This is a genomic window from Primorskyibacter flagellatus (assembly GCF_900176485.1).
GTDB classification, from domain to species: domain Bacteria; phylum Pseudomonadota; class Alphaproteobacteria; order Rhodobacterales; family Rhodobacteraceae; genus Primorskyibacter; species Primorskyibacter flagellatus.
The window spans coordinates 37,161-52,374 of sequence record NZ_FWYD01000018.1 but is presented as its reverse complement, the minus strand read 5'-3'; the positions used below and the strand labels follow the sequence as shown (position 1 = coordinate 52,374).

The following is a 15,214-nucleotide window of genomic DNA, read 5'->3' as shown; positions in this document are numbered from 1 at the left end:
ATCTTCGGCGATACGGTGCCGAAAGCGAGGCGCGAGCCCTCTTAAACTAACGCTGCGCCCTGCATTGAGTGTCGGCAATCGGCCCTCGCTGCTAAACGGCAACCATCAAGCGTAGCGCGTCATAGATCGCCGCGTGGGTGTTCCGGGCTGAGACTGCGTCCCCGATACGGAAGAGTTGGAATGTGCCCTGCGTGTTGCGAACCGTTGTTTGTGGCCGGACATCCAGAAACGCCGTTTGGTCCAGCGCGCCGCCGTTCGACGATGCTGGCCGCAAATCGTGGTAAAGCCCGTCAAGCGGCATCGTACCGTAGTTCACGACAATCTGGTCGTAGTCCGCCTGCCCTACTGTGTCGGAGTAATCGGTCCCGATGACCGCGCGCAGCCGGTTGCCGACCTTCTGTACCCCGCGCAAACGTTTGGTGACGGTGAATATCACCTCTTCGCGCTGCAGAGTGCGCATGTAGGGCACAAGGTTCATCGCCATGACTTCGGGCGCAAAGGTGCGGTCGGGGGTCATGATTTCAACCGTGCAACCGGCAGCGACGGCGATCTCGGCAGCCTGAAGTCCGCTGTGGTCGCCCGCTTCGTCGTAGATCAACAGGGATCCAGCAGGTTTCACGTCACCCGATAATATATCCCAGGCCGATACGACGTGATCCGGCGTGTCGCTTTCATAGAGGGTAGTGTTGGCCATGCCGCCAGTGGCGATGATCACGACGTCTGGATTTTCGGCCAGTACGTCCCCTGCTTCGGCATATAGATTATAGCGCAGGTCAACGCCGACGGCTTCGCATTGCGCCACGCGCCAGTCGATGATCTGCATCATCTCGGCCCGCCGCTTTGTGCGCGCGGTCAGAAGGACCTGCCCGCCGGCGCGGTTGGCCGCCTCGAGCACAACGACCTCATGCCCGCGCGCGCTTGCGACGCGCGCGGCTTCCAACCCTGCGGGGCCGGCACCGACGATAACGATCTTGCGGCGGTCGGCAGCGGGCTTGATGACGTGGGGCATCGAAAGCTCCCGCCCTGTCGCGGGATTGTGGATGCACAGGGCCTCGCCCCCCTGATAGATCCGGTCAAGGCAGTAATTCGCCCCGACGCAGGGACGGATATCATGTTCGCGACCCTCCTCGATCTTGCGCACGACGTGGGGGTCGGCCATATGCGCGCGGGTCATGCCCACCATGTCCAGCAGGCCCGAGGCGATGGCGTGACGCGCGGTGGCGACATCCTGGATCTTGGCGGCGTGGAAAGTGGGCATGCCAGTTGCGCGCCGAACCTCTCCGGCGAAATCCAGATGCGGGGCCGAGGGCATTCCTTGAATCGGGATGACATCCGTCATCGCCGGATCGGTATGGATTCGGCCCCGGATGACATTCAGAAAGTCGACCTGCCCGGTATCGCGCAGCAGCTTTGAAATTTCGATCCCTTCTTCGGCCGTGATGCCGCCGGCCTGAACCTCGTCGGCAGTATAGCGGATGCCAACAATAAATTCCGGCCCGACACGTTTGCGCACTGCGTTCAGTACATCTGTCGTAAATCGGAGCCGATTTTCCAGCGTATCCGCGCCGTAGGGGCCGCTTAGCTTGTTTGACAGCGGTGACCAGAACTGGTCCATCAGGTGGCCGTAGGCCTGAATCTCTATCCCGTCCATGCCGCCGGCCTGCATCCGTTCGGCGGCTGTTGCATAGTCCTCGATCACCCGCTCGATATCCCAATCCTCTACCATCTTGGGAAAGGCGCGGTGAGCGGGTTCACGGTCTGGGCCTGCCGAAATCGAAGGCAGCCAATCCCCCTTGTTCCAGTTGGTACGGCGTCCAAGATGTGTCAGCTGGATCATCGCCGCGCAGCCATGTTCGTGCAGGGCATCCGTCAGCTCGCGGATCCAGGGCACGACCTCGTCGCGATAGGCCAGGATATTGTTAAAGACCGGCGGGCTGTCGCGGCTGACAGCAGCGGAGCCTGCGGTCATTGCCAGCGCCACACCACCCTTCGCCCGTTCTTCGTGATAGGCACGGTAGCGGGCTTTGGGCATTCCGTCCTCAGGATAGGCCGGTTCGTGGCTTGTGGTCATCACCCGGTTTTTTAGTTTCAGATGCTTGAGCGTATAGGGCTGAAGCAGCGGGTCGGTGGTGATGTGGTCTTTCATAGCGCAAACTTTCTTCAGCAATCGAGGATGATGTCGGTCAGCGGTCGGCTGACACAGGGAAGGATGAAACCACGGTCGATCTCGCGCTGGCGGATGCCGCCCTCGTGGGCCATGATGACCTCGCCCGCGTGTTTGAAGGTCTTGCAGGTGCCACACATACCCCTTGCGCAAGAGGACGGCAGCGGCAGACCTGCCTGCTTTAGTGCGGCAAGGATCGTGGCGGTTTCAGGGCATTCGAACGAGCGGCCCGTCCGCGCTAAGGTCACCGTCCGGTTCCGCGCATCGCCCCCAGCAAGAGCTTCGGGTGGGGGCGCGGAGAAATCGAAACTTTCCTCGCCGTAGCGGTCATCGGGGACGCCCGCGGCGTGCGCAGCGACGCGCACCATTTCCATGAAAGGCCGGGGCCCGCAACACAGCACTGTGCGCGTTGCGAAGTCCGGAATGACACGGTTCAAAAAATCGGGATCAGGGCGCATGCCGCCGGGGCCACGCGTGATCGTGGGTAGATGCACCAACCGGGGCAGTCGGCGCGCGAGCCCGTCAAGCTCGACCATGGCCACAAGGTCCTGCGGCGTGGACACGACCTGCATCAGCACGACATCCAGATCCATACCCCGGTCGGCGGCAGTGCGCAGGATTGACAACATCGGGGTGATGCCGCTGCCTGCCGCGATCAACGCATAGGCTGTCCCGTGCCATGTGGCCGGTCCAAAACGGCCGGACGGACCCAAGGCTTCGATCTTTTCCCCCGGCACCAGCACGTCGTGAAGCCTGCGCGCGCCGGGGCCTGCCTGCCGCTTGACCGTGATCTCGATCCCACCGTCGCGCGCGGCAGACGAGGCGATGGTATAGCACCGCTCTATTCGGCCTTCTGGCGTATCAATTCGAATCGTCATGAACTGGCCGGGGGCGTGTTCGATCCTGCTGCCGTCCTGCGGCGTCAGGAAAAAGCTGCGCATGTCGGCTGTTTCATCCCAGACCGCGCGGCATACAAGCGTGCCCCAGCGGTCTGGCGCGAACCGCCGCCGCCGCCGTGCGCCCCAATCTGCAAGGTCTACCTCGGTCATATCTAGTATCCGTTTGCCTGCATGCGGGAGACGTACCACGATGCGAATTCATCCAGCGCACGTTCGGTATAGCGGGAGTAGGGTCCGGGCCGGTAACCGGGCGAACAGATCCCCCGGTGGGCCAACCCCACCAGATGCGCATCCTCGGCATTCGTGGTTTTCCAGACCGCAGTCAGCGTTTCAAGATCATAATCCTCGCCCTCTTCAGCCTCTGCATGGACAAGCCACTTTGTGCGCACCAACGTCCTGTCCGGCCCCAGCGGGAAGGCAGTAAAGACTACGGCATGATCAGACATGACGTGGTTCCACGAATTGATCCCCCACAGATGTACATCGCCCATCCACGGCTTGCGCGCCTGACCCAGGGGGATCTGCACGGCGGCACGGGTGTCCGGTGTCTGGCTTTCGCCAAGCCCCGCGATAATCAACCGTTGCGTACGGAAATTGGTGGGCCAGCCGACGGTATGCTCCACCGCCTCAAAGGGCATATCCTCGTCGCGCCAGTATTGTTCGTAGCTGGCATAGGCGTCCAGAAGCGCATTTGTCTCGGCTTTTTCGGTTTCGGTCAGCCCCTCGGGATCATAGCCGAAATCCGCGGCGTGGAAGGACAGGCTGAGCTGGGGATGGTTCGACGCGCAATGATAACACTCGCGATTGTTTTCCATCGTCAGCTTCCAGTTTCCTTCCTCGATCAGGTCTTGTTCAAAGGCGACCTTGGCGTTGCGTAGGTCATAGGCTGCCAGACGCGGTTCAACCACCGCCGCCAGTTCCTCGATATCTGCCGGGGGATCATCCGAAAGACAGGCATACAACAGCCCCCCTATATCGCGCAGAGCGACGGGCTTGAGGTGATGCAGGGACCGGTCGAAATCGATGCCCATATGCGGTGCCCGCGCCAGCGCCCCGTCAAGATCATAGGTCCATTGGTGATAAGGGCAGACGAGCTTTCCAACGACCGACCGGCCCGGTGGTACCAAACGGGCACCCCGATGCGCGCACACGTTATGAAAAGCGCGCAGCTTGTCGTCGTCATCGCGCAGGATCACGATAGAGACTGGCCCGATATCAATGGCCATGACATCCCCCGCTTCGGGCACGTCGCATGTCACGCCCACGGCAATCCAGTGCCGCCCGAATATCGTGTCGCAATCCGCGTGCCAAACCGCCGCTGACGTATAAAGCGCAGCGGGAAGACTATGGCCCGGACGGCGTGATGCGATCAGCGTGGCGATGTCTTCGGTGCGGGGGGTGCCATGATCCAGCATTATGCCTCCTCAGCGTCGTGCGCGCTGTCGTTATGGGGTATCCTGTCGATTATGGTGCGCTTGACAGGGGCACACGACAACCGCACAAATGAACGCCAATCCATACCTTCAGGTTATGGATCGGATGTCGTTCACCGGAGAGTACAATGCCCCATCCTATCCGTCGCAGTGTGCCTTCCCTGACCGCGCTTGTGGCGTTCGAAGCGGCTGGCCGACGCGAAAGCTTCACTCGGGCGGCGGCCGAGCTTGGGGTGAGTCAGGCCGCCGTCAGCCGCCAGATTGCCGCGCTCGAGGCGGATCTTGGCCTCGCGCTGTTCGAGCGCGCCAACCGCCGCGTCCGCCTGACCGTCGGCGGCAAGTCGCTTCATGATGCGGTGAAATGCGGGTTCGACGGGATCGCCGATACCATCGCCGCACTGCGCACAACCCACATCGATCTGACCGTCAGCGTGTCCGTCGCCTTTGCGCATTTCCGGCTGCTGCCGATTTTGTCCTCTTTTCGTGCAACTGCGCCGCAGATCGGTGTGCGGGTCATCTCGGAGGATGACTGGCGCGCGCCGCGTGATCGTACGATCGACATGGCCATCCGCTATGGAAGGCCCCCGTTTGACGGCATGTCGATTGTCGGATCGCTGAAAGAAGCGATCGTGCCCGTCTGCGCCCCCGAGATCGCATCACGGCTTAACGGTATCTCTATTGACGATCTGATGCATCAGACAGATGTGGCATTGATAGAAAGCGACGCTCCGGAACCCAGCTGGCTAAACTGGTCGCAATGGTTGTCGCAAATCGGGGTGAGCAAACCCTCTGTCCAGGCGGGGTTGAATTTCACCAGCTATTCGGACGCGGCCTATGCGGCCATGGCGGGTCAGGGTGTACTGCTCGGTTGGACCGGCCTTTTGGACCGCCCCCTTGCGGATGGCCGATTGGTTGAACTGGACCTGGCCCGTCTTAGACCGGAAGAACGCCACTATGCCCTCGTGCCCGAACGGGGCCGACCCTCTCACTCTGTAGACGCCTTTGTGCGCTGGTTCAGTGAGGGCGCGTTTCAATAGGCGTAACCATCGATACTGTACTTTAGCCTCGACCGGAAAGGCGGACTTGCACATATCGTGGTAAAGCGGACCTCGCCTTCCACTCGGCGAACGGACACCAAGTCCGGTTCCTTGTTAGTTCCAGCGGCTCGCGGCGAAAGGTCTGTTCGAGATGACCCCCGTCGAGGGGGTTCAACAACCGCTCTGACGACATGGGCGGCGTCGCCGCGAAAGACCCGCTGCGTATGCGAGGCAATGCTGCGTCAGCAAAAGCCGCAACTGCGCAAGTCCGGTTTGTCTAAGGTTTGCGGCTGCTGTCAGCGAGAGTTGCAGCGGCGACAAGCCTGACAAGGAGGAAAGCGCGGGCAGTTCTTTGTGCTATGGGGATTTTGGTTTACGGCTGCATTTTTTGATGAGCAAACCGAGCGTCTGCGTGATGAACGGCAGTGCACATGAGGTGGTATTTCTGGCCCGACATGGCTGACTGGCTTTCGATCTTCCCGCCATTGGCCTGATGCAGCGCAGATTTCCGTGAGATGGCCGCACAGAGGGTGCCGATGCCTGCACAAGACAGGGTCGGGCTTTTGCGTTGTATCATGCTGCGTCCTCCCATGGTGGAGCACGGGATGTCGGGGTTTGGCCACGGGTAGAGATCTCAATTACGATCATGGCACCGCCGCATTTCGGGCAAGGCTGGTGTCTGCACCGACCAAACCGCAGTCTGTCAGAAGCGGTCCGCGTTACTTGTTCTTCTGCCCTTTGACCACAACGCGCACGGTCCAGCGCCACGCGCCGGACGGATCCACCACCAGATACAGGTCAGAACCGTCGCCATGCCGTCCCGGCCCGAGATTCTCCACCCGCTTCTTGGTCAACTTGCCAGACAGGGCCATTTCAAAAATACCACGTTCCATACCGTCAAAGGAAAGCACACGCGCGGTATCGAAAGAAAGCCAACGAAAAGAAGAAACCGCGCCATCCCAACCATGCAAAGCAAAAACGCCACCCTAGGTGACCTATGTAAATCAATCAAAATGTGGTGATGGCGGAGGGAACGGGACCCCCGTCGAACCTTCTCTGTCTCGCAATAAATTGTTTTTAAACAATTTTATAAATTGCGCGCTTCAAACAAACTCACTCGCTCTGCCAACGCGACCGCTCCATCCAAATATCCTAGTTTATCTGCGACACGCCTTCTTGATAGTTCCGCTCGCGCTCAGGCCAAGTGCTCTTGATATAGGCAAGAACGGCCCGGATTTCCGCGTCACTTAGCACGTCTGCGAAGCCAGGCATGTCGCTTTCGTAGTCGCCGCCGACGATGGTAGCCGTGCCTTCCTTGATGATGCGGAACAGGACATCATCAGCATGGTGCCATGTGTGGCCACTTTCGTCATGTGGCGGCGCGGGCAACCGTCCGGAGGGGAGAAGCGAACGCCAGTCAGGCTGTCCCTCAAGGTCCGCACCGTGGCAGGCGGCGCACTGATCGGCATAGACCTGCCGACCCTGAGCGATAATTTCCGCCGACGCCGTAGCAGTGGATGCATTATCGGCATAACGCCAACCCACGTAGATCGCGAAGGCCAAGGCTCCAACGATTAATCCGGTCCAGACAGTATTGCGAAGGCTCTTTGACAATACATGGCTCTCCGGTGCTTAAGAAACTCTCGTTGGTTTCACAGTGACGTGAAATCTGCCAGAGCTGCGCCTGAGCGGCAATGGACATTCTTGTAAGCAATGTCTATTTGTGCCGTATGTTCGCACGCTTCATCACCATGCTTGCCATTTTTGCGCTGACCGTGATTGCAACGGTCGCCTCCGCGCATGCTGCGCGCATGAGTGTCGTGCCGGATCAAGCAATGCACGTCGGCGAAATGACGTATACGTCAGGCAACAACGAACTCTCCTGTGATGGCGAACAGCACTGTGGATCTGCTGATGCCGGTATGTGTGACGTTGTTTGCACGAGTCTTTCGGCTTTCCTGACGTCGCCAGGCGAGCAAGCTGCGCACGAATACGGGCCAGTCACTCATGACATCCCTTCCGGGGTGATCCATGCCAGCCGGGCACCCGGTTTGGACGAACGTCCTCCCAAACTCCGTCTCCTCTGATCGCGCCCGAGCTGAGGCTCGCGCTGCTCCATCGGTATTTTTAACGGGACAGCTTGTCCCGAGGAGACGACATGAACACCTTTTCGCGACGCGGCTTTCTTGCCGCAAGTGCAGCGGCACTTGCCTCCGCTCATCTTCCGCGCGCCGCCATGGCGCAGGCCAGAGCGCCCCTCGCTCTGTCCGCCGCAACCCGCACCCTCGACATCGACGGTCGCGCAGCCACTGTCTTTGGTCTGGCCGGTCCCGGTGGGCAGGGCCTGGTTCTCGATCCCGGCCAAAGGTTCCGGGTTGATCTGTCCAACGAACTCGACGTCGGGACCATCATTCACTGGCATGGCCAGATCCCGCCCAACGCCCAGGATGGCGTGCCCGACATGCCGATGCCCCTTCTCGCGCCTGGAGAGACTCGATCGTATGATTTCGAGGCCCGGCCAGGCACGCATTGGATGCACAGCCATGTGCCGATTCAGGAGATGCAACTGCTTGCGGCGCCCCTGATCGTTCGGGCACCAGAAGACCTGACCGCTGACCGGCAGGAGGTCACGCTGTTCCTGCACGACTTTTCGTTCAAGTCCCCAGAGGAGGTTTTGGCCGAAATCAACGAGGGGCATGACGGTGGACACGGCGCCGGTTCTGACGAGCCGCCCAAACAAGGCATGCCTATGCAGGGCATGGATGCGATGCCGGGGATGAACGACGGCACCATGGGTGGCATGCCGATGGGAAACATGCCGATGGACGGCATGATGGGCATGGATGGCATGGCCATGGACCTGAATGACTACGACTGGGACGCCTATCTCGCGAATGACCGGACCCTGTCGGACCCCGAGGTGGTGCAGGTCGAGCGCGGCGGTCGTATTCGGCTGCGGGTCATCAACGCCGCCGCAGCCACGGTGTTCTGGATTGAGACCGGGCAAGCGCAAGCACGCCTCGTCGCGGTCGACGGACATGCCGTTCAGCCTCTTTTGGGCAACCGGTTCGGGCTGGCGATGGGTCAACGCCTTGATCTCGAGATCGACCTGCCGAACGAAGGTGGCGCCTGGCCGATCCTTGCATTGCGGGAAGGCGCGCGCGAGCGCACCGGCCTGATCCTTGCCACGCAAGGCGCCGAAGTCCGCCGCATCCCGGCGCTGGCGGAGATCGACGCGCCCGCCTTCGACATTGATCTTGCGCAGGAGTCACAGTTGGTCGCGCGGGACGCCCTGCCGGATCGGCCGGTGGACCGCAGCCAGATGCTTATGCTGGGCGGTTCGATGCAGCCCTATGTCTGGACGATCAACGGTGGCGTCTGGGGCCAGCATCGCCCGGTTGTCGCGCGCAGCGGCGAACGTGTCGTGCTGTCGTTCCACAACATGTCGATGATGGCCCACCCGATGCACCTGCACGGCCATGTATTCCAGGTCGTCGGATTGAACGGCCGCGCGGTGTCGGGCGCGCTGCGGGACACGGTTCACGTGCCGCCGATGTCGATGGTCGATGTCGCACTCGATGCTGGCGAAGCCGCGCGCTGGATGCTGCATTGCCATCACATGCCACACCTCGCTTCGGGAATGATGACCGAGTTCGCAGTTACGGCTTCGGTCTGACCTGAGAATGGGCGCTCGGAACGAGCGCCCATTACAACGCGCCCTCGATCAACCCTGCGTTTTTGTTCCTTCAAATCCGCAGGGGTCGAACAAGAGGCACCTACTGTAACAGTCGCTATTGGAGAGACGTCATGATGAACGGAAACGAAATGGGCTATGGGATGGGTTTCGGAATGGGTTTTGGCTTGATTGCTTGCCTTCTGGTTCTTGTGCTCGTCGTTTTGGCCATAGCCGCGCTGATCAAATATCTTCGCAATTGAAAGGGAGAAAATAACAATGACCTATATAATATATAGAATGACCGATGGCGCGGGTATCGACGAATTGCAGGCCCGCACATGTAAATTGCTGGCAAACCACGGCTCCGGCGTGATGACAGAGATTTACCCCGTGGCAACGATGCAGGCGGGCGACATCGGCGCGTTGACTGCCGTCGCAGGCCAGGTCCGCGACCTTCAGGCGAAGGCCGTAGAGGCGACCTGATATGAGCCCGCGAACCGGCATCTTCGCGACGCTCTTGATCCTCGGGATCGTCCTGCTCGGCATCTGGCTGTTCGTACCTTCGGTGTTCACCGAGATGCGCGAACTGATGGACGGCGAGCGCTTGGAGATGCTGGTCGCGCGCGCTGGTTTATGGGGGCCGGTTCTGATCGTCACGCTCATGACCATTGCCGTCGTGGCCAGCCCAATCCCGAGTGCGCCGATCGCGCTGGCAGCGGGGGCGGCCTACGGGCATCTCTGGGGAACGGTACAGGTCGTGATCGGTGCCGAGCTTGGGGCGCTGATCGCGTTTGGCCTGGCGCGGGTTCTGGGGCATGATGTCTTGCGGCGGGTGTTCGGCGCTCGGGTCGATGCAGGGCTGCTTGGATCGCAAACCGCATTGACGGCGACAGTCTTTGCAAGTCGCCTGATGCCCTTCGTATCCTTCGACATGATCAGCTACGCGGCCGGATTAAGCCGACTGCACGCCTGGCGTTTCGCACTGGCGACGCTGGCGGGAATCGTGCCGGCGAGCTTCCTGCTCGCCCATTTTGGCGGTGAGGCGATCAGCGGAGACCTTGGCCGGGCGACATGGGCGGTGCTTGGCCTTGGGCTTGTGACCGGGGGACCGCTGCTCTGGCTGGCGATACGAAAATTGCCTGGGAAGGGAAAGCAATGACAAACGATTACAAGAAGAACAGCATTACCCTTGCGGGCGCAGTGGCCATGGGTACCGGTGTGATGATCGGCGCTGGTATCTTCGCATTGACCGGCCAGATCGCCGAACTGGCCGGACCGCTTTTCCCGCTCTCGTTCGTCGTGGGCGCGATCGTGACCGCTTTCAGCGCCTACACCTACATCAAGATGTCGAACGCTTTTCCGTCTGCGGGCGGCATCGGGATGATCCTGAAGAAGGCCTATGGGCCGACGACTGTCGCGGCGGGCGCCTCGCTGCTGATGGCGCTGTCGATGGTCATCAACGAAAGCCTGGTCGCGCGCACCTTCGGAACCTACACGCTGAAGGCGTTTGGCGGCGATCCAGAAAGCGTTCTCGTGCCGGTTCTCGGCGTCGGGCTGATCGTCTTCGCATATCTGGTGAACGTCTCGGGCAGCCGTTCGGTCGGGCTTTTTTCCATCGTCATGGCCGTGCTGAAGGTGGGCGGTATCGCGCTATTCGGCGTTTCCGCGCTTTGGGCCAGCGGTCTGTCGTTCGAGGCGACGGGCGGGGACGCGGGCACCACCGGCTTCGTGGCATCGGTTGCGCTGTCGATCCTCGCTTTCAAGGGCTTCACCACGATCACCAACAGCGGTGCCGAGGTCACCGACCCCCATCGCAACGTCGGCCGTGCCATTGTTCTATCCATCGCGATCTGCGTTGTCGTCTATCTGCTGGTCGCCTTTGCTGTCGGTTCCAGCCTTCCGCTCGACCGCATCGTGGCGGCGAAGGACTATGCGCTGGCCGAGGCAGCCCAGCCCTCGCTCGGTCAAACCGGCTTCTACCTGACCGTGGCGTTGGCGCTTGTTGCAACGGCCTCGGGTCTGATTGCGAGCGTTTTCGCCGTTACGCGGATGCTGGCCATGCTGACCGACATGAAGATGATCCCGCACAGCCATTTCGGAATGCCGGGCACGATCAAGGATCACACGCTAGTCTACACAGTCGTCATCGCTGGCTTTCTGACGGTCTTCTTCGACCTCAGCCGGATCGCCTCGCTTGGCGCCTTCTTCTACCTGGTGATGGACATGATCATCCACTTCGGCGTGTTCCGGCATCTGCGCGAGGAGATCGGCGCGCGTGGCTGGGTGTTGTTGACCGCCATCACTCTCGATGCCGTGGTGCTGGCCGCATTCGCCGCGATGAAATGGCAGTCCGATCCGCTGATTGTCGTGATCGGCATCGTCGGCATGGCATTGGTGTTCCTGTTCGTCCGGGTTTTCCTGGCGCGCAATCCGATCAGAGCGGGAAATCATGATCACCATTGAGAAATAGCTTGAGCTTCCAGCCGCAGGACACCCGAGGCTGAAACAAATCAGATGAAAGTTGGCAGAATATGGAACACGATCATTCACACGCGAATTCCACCATTCCGGAGGGGGCCGAGACGGCAAAGGATCCGGTCTGCGGAATGACTGTGGCGGTTGGTGCCGACACGCGCCACGCAGAGTTCGAGAACAAGACCTTCCATTTTTGCTCTGAGAAGTGCCAGACGAAGTTCAAGGGCGACCCGTGGTTCTATGCCTCAGGGCGCGCTGCCGGGCGAACGAAACCTGCATCGGCCGACGTACAGTACACCTGCCCGATGCACCCCGAGATTGTCCGCGATGAGCCCGGGCCCTGTCCGATCTGCGGCATGGCGCTCGAACCGATGGTGCCCTCAGACGAGCCCAGCGAAGAACTCACCGACTTCACGCGCAGAACGTGGATTTCGGCGGCGGCGGCGGTCCCACTCATCGTTCTGACGATGGGCGAGTTGGTCGGTCTGCCGGTCCGCGACTGGATCGGCCATCAGACTGCCAGCTATCTGGAGTTTGTTCTGGCAACACCCATAGTGTTCTGGGCGGCCTTGCCGTTCTTCAAGCGTGGCTGGGATTCGGTGGTGAACCGGTCCCCGAACATGTGGACGCTGATCAGTCTGGGCGTGGGGGCCGCTTATCTCTACTCGCTGGTCGCGACATTCCTGCCGGGTGTGTTTCCGGATGCCTATCGCATGGGCCAAGGCGTCGGCACCTATTTCGAGGCGGCGGTGGTGATCATCACATTGGTCTTCGTGGGTCAGGTGCTTGAACTGCGGGCCCGCGAGCGCACCGGCGACGCAATACGCGCGCTACTCGATCTCGCGCCGAAGACCGCGCGACGTATCCTGCCGGACGGCACCGAATATGATGCTCCGTTGGAAAACATCATGGAGGGAGACCGGCTGCGCGTGCGTCCGGGCGATGCCGTGCCAGTGGATGGTACCGTGATCGAAGGGCGTTCCAATCTGGACGAAAGCATGCTGACCGGTGAATCCATGCCGGTGGAAAAGAGTCCAGGCGATGCAGTGACCGGGGCCACGATCAACAAGAATGGCAGCCTCGTGATCGAGGCAGGCAAGGTCGGTGCCGATACGGTGCTGGCGCAGATCGTGACGATGGTATCGAACGCACGCCGGTCACGCGCTCCCATCCAGGGGATGGCAGACCGGGTCTCGGCGATTTTTGTGCCGACCGTAGTCGGGGTGGCAATTCTCGCCTTTATCGTCTGGATGATCTTCGGGCCTGAACCGGCACTGGTCTTCGCGATCGCCTCCGCCGTCTCAGTGCTGATCATTGCCTGCCCCTGTGCACTGGGTCTTGCCACGCCGATTTCGATCACCACAGCGGCGGGACGCGGCGCGCAAGTGGGGGTGCTGATCAAGGATGCCGAAGCGCTGGAGCGCATGGCGGGCGTCGATACACTGATTGTCGACAAGACCGGTACGCTCACGATGGGCAAGCCAAAGCTGACCGATACGGTAGCCCTTGGCGAGGTCAGTGAAGCCGACCTCCTGTCACTGGCCGCAGCATTGGAGCGCGGTTCTGAACACCCGCTTGCTGAGGCCATCGTCGAAGGTGCCGAGGCGCAAGGTGCCACCCGGCAGGAGGCTGCGGATTTTGAGGCCGTCACCGGCAAGGGTGTTCGCGGCAAGGTCGGCGAGCATGCTGTCGCTCTCGGCAATACGGCGATGATGCAGGACCTGGCGCTGGACACTGCACGGGCCGAAGAAAAAGCAGACTCCCTGCGCGCGGAGGGCAAGACCGCGATGTTCGTCGCAGTTGATGGGGCCCTTGCGGGTATCGTGGCGGTGGCCGACCCGATCAAGGACAGCACCGCGCAGGCGATCAAGGAACTTCACAGCCAAGGCCTGCGCGTCATCATGGCAACTGGCGATAACGAACGCACCGCACAGGCGGTGGCAGGCAAGCTCGGTATCGATGAGGTCCGGGCCGGCGTCTTGCCCGAGGACAAGAAGAACCTGATCGATGAGTTGCGCCGAGACGGCCACAAGATCGCGATGGCAGGCGACGGGGTGAATGATGCCCCAGCTCTCGCCGCCGCCGACGTCGGCATCGCAATGGGCACCGGCGCCGATGTTGCGATGGAAAGCGCGGGCATCACTTTGCTCGGAGGCGATCTCATGGGCATCGTCCGAGCACGAAAGCTGGCCCGCGCCACGCTGCGCAATATCAAACAGAACCTGTTCTTCGCCTTCGCTTACAACGCTGTCGGTGTCCCGATCGCGGCAGGGCTGCTTTATCCAGTCACCGGACTGTTGCTGTCGCCGATGATCGCGGCAGCGGCAATGAGCCTGTCTTCCGTTTCGGTGATCACCAACGCCCTGCGGCTCAGGCGGATTGATCTCTGACCTCCGGCCTTTGGCCCGAACTGTTGCGCCAGACCATTTCAACACCCCACCTGGAAAGGAAAACCAGATGATCCAAGATACTCTCTCACGCCGCGCGATCCTGATCGGCGGAACAGCCCTGTTAGCGACATCGCCCCTACAAGCGCTGGCACAAGACGTCGGACCGGCAATTCATGTGCTGAAAGACCCGAACTGTGGCTGCTGCACAGCTTGGATAGAGATCCTCGAAAATAACGGCTTCGCAGTTACGACCGAGCGCAGCTTCGGGACGCTCTTGATGCGGTATAAGCTCGACAACGGCATCCCGCCGAAGATGAGTTCCTGCCATACGGCGAGGATCGAGGGTTACATGATCGAAGGCCATGTACCGGTTGCCGACATTCGCCGGTTGCTCGATGAACGCCCTGACGCGGTCGGTCTTGCGGTGCCCGGCATGCCCTACGGCTCACCCGGGATGGGGCGTGAAAGCGAGCGTGAAGCCTATGAGGTCTTCCTCATCCGGCGCGACGGTTCGACCGAAGTCTTCACCAGCTACTCCGCTGCCTGACGTCGGCAAAAGGGGATTTGATTAGTGAAGTGAACGCGCGGGATCCGGGCTGGTATTATACCGTAGTTCGTCCGTTTTCGCGGCGGAGTGATCATCGACGCCGATTCCGGCGAGCCGTCCAGTCTCAGGCCTCGACCAAGGTCAGGCAGGGGCAGATCGTCTGGCCCAGTGCCTTTGTTGTCATGCCGAGTTTCCGCGCCATTGCAAACGTCTGCACACTGTCGGACCGTTCGCGCGCGGTGATTGCGCCGCCGAGCAGGCGATCGGCATCCGCATCAATCATCAGCTCAATCGGCCCTCGCGTGTCGCACCCCGCAATGGCTCGGGGCACGCTGTCGATCGGCAGAACCCAAGTTTTCACCTCATCCCCAGCGGCGCGGGCTTGCGCCTCGGTTAGTGCGACACTCGCCACCTGCGGATCGGTGAAAACGACCCAAGACGTTGCGGCGTGGTCAAGGATTGGAAATGAGATGAGATCGCAGATTGCGCGCCTCCTATCCGGACAAGATATCCACCTGTGCCGTGGAACTTGAAGTCCAGCCGCAAGCGGAACGCGCGGCGCTCCCGTATCCTTCTTGAGCGCAGATCTGAAA

15 protein-coding genes are annotated in these 15,214 nt (G+C 61.0%); 9 read left to right on the top strand and 6 right to left on the bottom strand.

Annotated features, from left to right (window positions below; genetic code table 11):
* Positions 1 to 91 precede the first annotated feature (91 nt).
* From B8991_RS16495 to B8991_RS16485, 3 genes are read right to left on the bottom strand one after another with little or no spacing between them, the layout of a single operon-like run.
* On the bottom strand, positions 92 to 2,134 hold the full coding sequence (locus B8991_RS16495; RefSeq protein WP_084354061.1) for an NADH:flavin oxidoreductase: 2,043 nt from the start codon (positions 2,132 to 2,134) through the stop codon (positions 92 to 94).
* 26 nt (positions 2,135 to 2,160) lie between these two features.
* Positions 2,161 to 3,213 carry a flavin reductase family protein gene (locus tag B8991_RS16490; RefSeq protein WP_084354042.1) on the bottom strand — a complete coding sequence of 351 codons (1,053 nt, stop codon included), beginning with the start codon at positions 3,211 to 3,213 and terminating at the stop codon, positions 2,161 to 2,163.
* 2 nt (positions 3,214 to 3,215) lie between these two features.
* Complete coding sequence (locus tag B8991_RS16485; protein WP_084354041.1) at positions 3,216 to 4,478, bottom strand: aromatic ring-hydroxylating oxygenase subunit alpha; 1,263 nt, start codon at positions 4,476 to 4,478, stop codon at positions 3,216 to 3,218.
* 146 nt (positions 4,479 to 4,624) lie between these two features.
* Here B8991_RS16485 and B8991_RS16480 point away from each other — a divergent pair, with 146 nt between their 5' ends.
* The gene (locus B8991_RS16480; protein ID WP_084354040.1) at positions 4,625 to 5,533 is read left to right on the top strand and encodes a LysR substrate-binding domain-containing protein; all 909 of its coding nucleotides are present in this window, start codon (positions 4,625 to 4,627) and stop codon (positions 5,531 to 5,533) included.
* Between the two features lie 719 nt (positions 5,534 to 6,252).
* On the opposite strand, the gene B8991_RS21200 is transcribed toward B8991_RS16480, so the two are convergent.
* Both B8991_RS21200 and B8991_RS16465 read right to left on the bottom strand, forming a co-directional pair.
* Positions 6,253 to 6,405 carry an Arm DNA-binding domain-containing protein gene (locus B8991_RS21200; protein ID WP_235866665.1) on the bottom strand — a complete coding sequence of 51 codons (153 nt, stop codon included), beginning with the start codon at positions 6,403 to 6,405 and terminating at the stop codon, positions 6,253 to 6,255.
* 280 nt (positions 6,406 to 6,685) lie between these two features.
* Positions 6,686 to 7,147 carry a c-type cytochrome gene (locus tag B8991_RS16465; RefSeq protein ID WP_084354037.1) on the bottom strand — a complete coding sequence of 154 codons (462 nt, stop codon included), beginning with the start codon at positions 7,145 to 7,147 and terminating at the stop codon, positions 6,686 to 6,688.
* A gap of 80 nt (positions 7,148 to 7,227) precedes the next feature.
* Here B8991_RS16465 and B8991_RS16460 point away from each other — a divergent pair, with 80 nt between their 5' ends.
* From B8991_RS16460 to B8991_RS16430, 8 genes are all read left to right on the top strand, one after another.
* Entirely contained in the window at positions 7,228 to 7,620 is a 393-nt protein-coding gene (locus B8991_RS16460; protein ID WP_084354036.1) for a hypothetical protein, read from the top strand.
* 71 nt (positions 7,621 to 7,691) lie between these two features.
* Positions 7,692 to 9,209: a multicopper oxidase family protein gene (locus B8991_RS16455; protein ID WP_084354035.1), complete on the top strand. Its 1,518-nt coding sequence runs from the start codon at positions 7,692 to 7,694 to the stop codon at positions 9,207 to 9,209.
* Positions 9,210 to 9,340: 131 nt separating this feature from the next.
* Positions 9,341 to 9,469, top strand: coding sequence for a hypothetical protein (locus B8991_RS22200; RefSeq protein ID WP_268876749.1), 129 nt, complete (start codon positions 9,341 to 9,343; stop codon positions 9,467 to 9,469).
* Between the two features lie 16 nt (positions 9,470 to 9,485).
* On the top strand, positions 9,486 to 9,692 hold the full coding sequence (locus B8991_RS16450) for a hypothetical protein (protein WP_143514636.1): 207 nt from the start codon (positions 9,486 to 9,488) through the stop codon (positions 9,690 to 9,692).
* A gap of 1 nt (position 9,693) precedes the next feature.
* Positions 9,694 to 10,368, top strand: a complete 675-nt coding sequence (locus B8991_RS16445; RefSeq protein WP_084354033.1) for a TVP38/TMEM64 family protein — start codon at positions 9,694 to 9,696, stop codon at positions 10,366 to 10,368.
* Positions 10,365 to 11,672: an APC family permease gene (locus B8991_RS16440; protein WP_084354032.1), complete on the top strand. Its 1,308-nt coding sequence runs from the start codon at positions 10,365 to 10,367 to the stop codon at positions 11,670 to 11,672. The genes B8991_RS16445 and B8991_RS16440 overlap by 4 nt, the downstream gene beginning before the upstream one ends.
* A 68-nt stretch (positions 11,673 to 11,740) precedes the next feature.
* Positions 11,741 to 14,074, top strand: coding sequence for a heavy metal translocating P-type ATPase (locus B8991_RS16435; RefSeq protein WP_084354031.1), 2,334 nt, complete (start codon positions 11,741 to 11,743; stop codon positions 14,072 to 14,074).
* A 67-nt stretch (positions 14,075 to 14,141) separates the two neighbouring features.
* Complete coding sequence (locus B8991_RS16430; RefSeq protein WP_084354030.1) at positions 14,142 to 14,621, top strand: DUF411 domain-containing protein; 480 nt, start codon at positions 14,142 to 14,144, stop codon at positions 14,619 to 14,621.
* Between the two features lie 124 nt (positions 14,622 to 14,745).
* Here the strand turns inward: B8991_RS16430 and B8991_RS22000 are convergent, their stop codons facing one another.
* On the bottom strand, positions 14,746 to 15,081 hold the full coding sequence (locus B8991_RS22000) for a hypothetical protein (RefSeq protein WP_328588525.1): 336 nt from the start codon (positions 15,079 to 15,081) through the stop codon (positions 14,746 to 14,748).
* Positions 15,082 to 15,214: the final 133 nt, after the last annotated feature.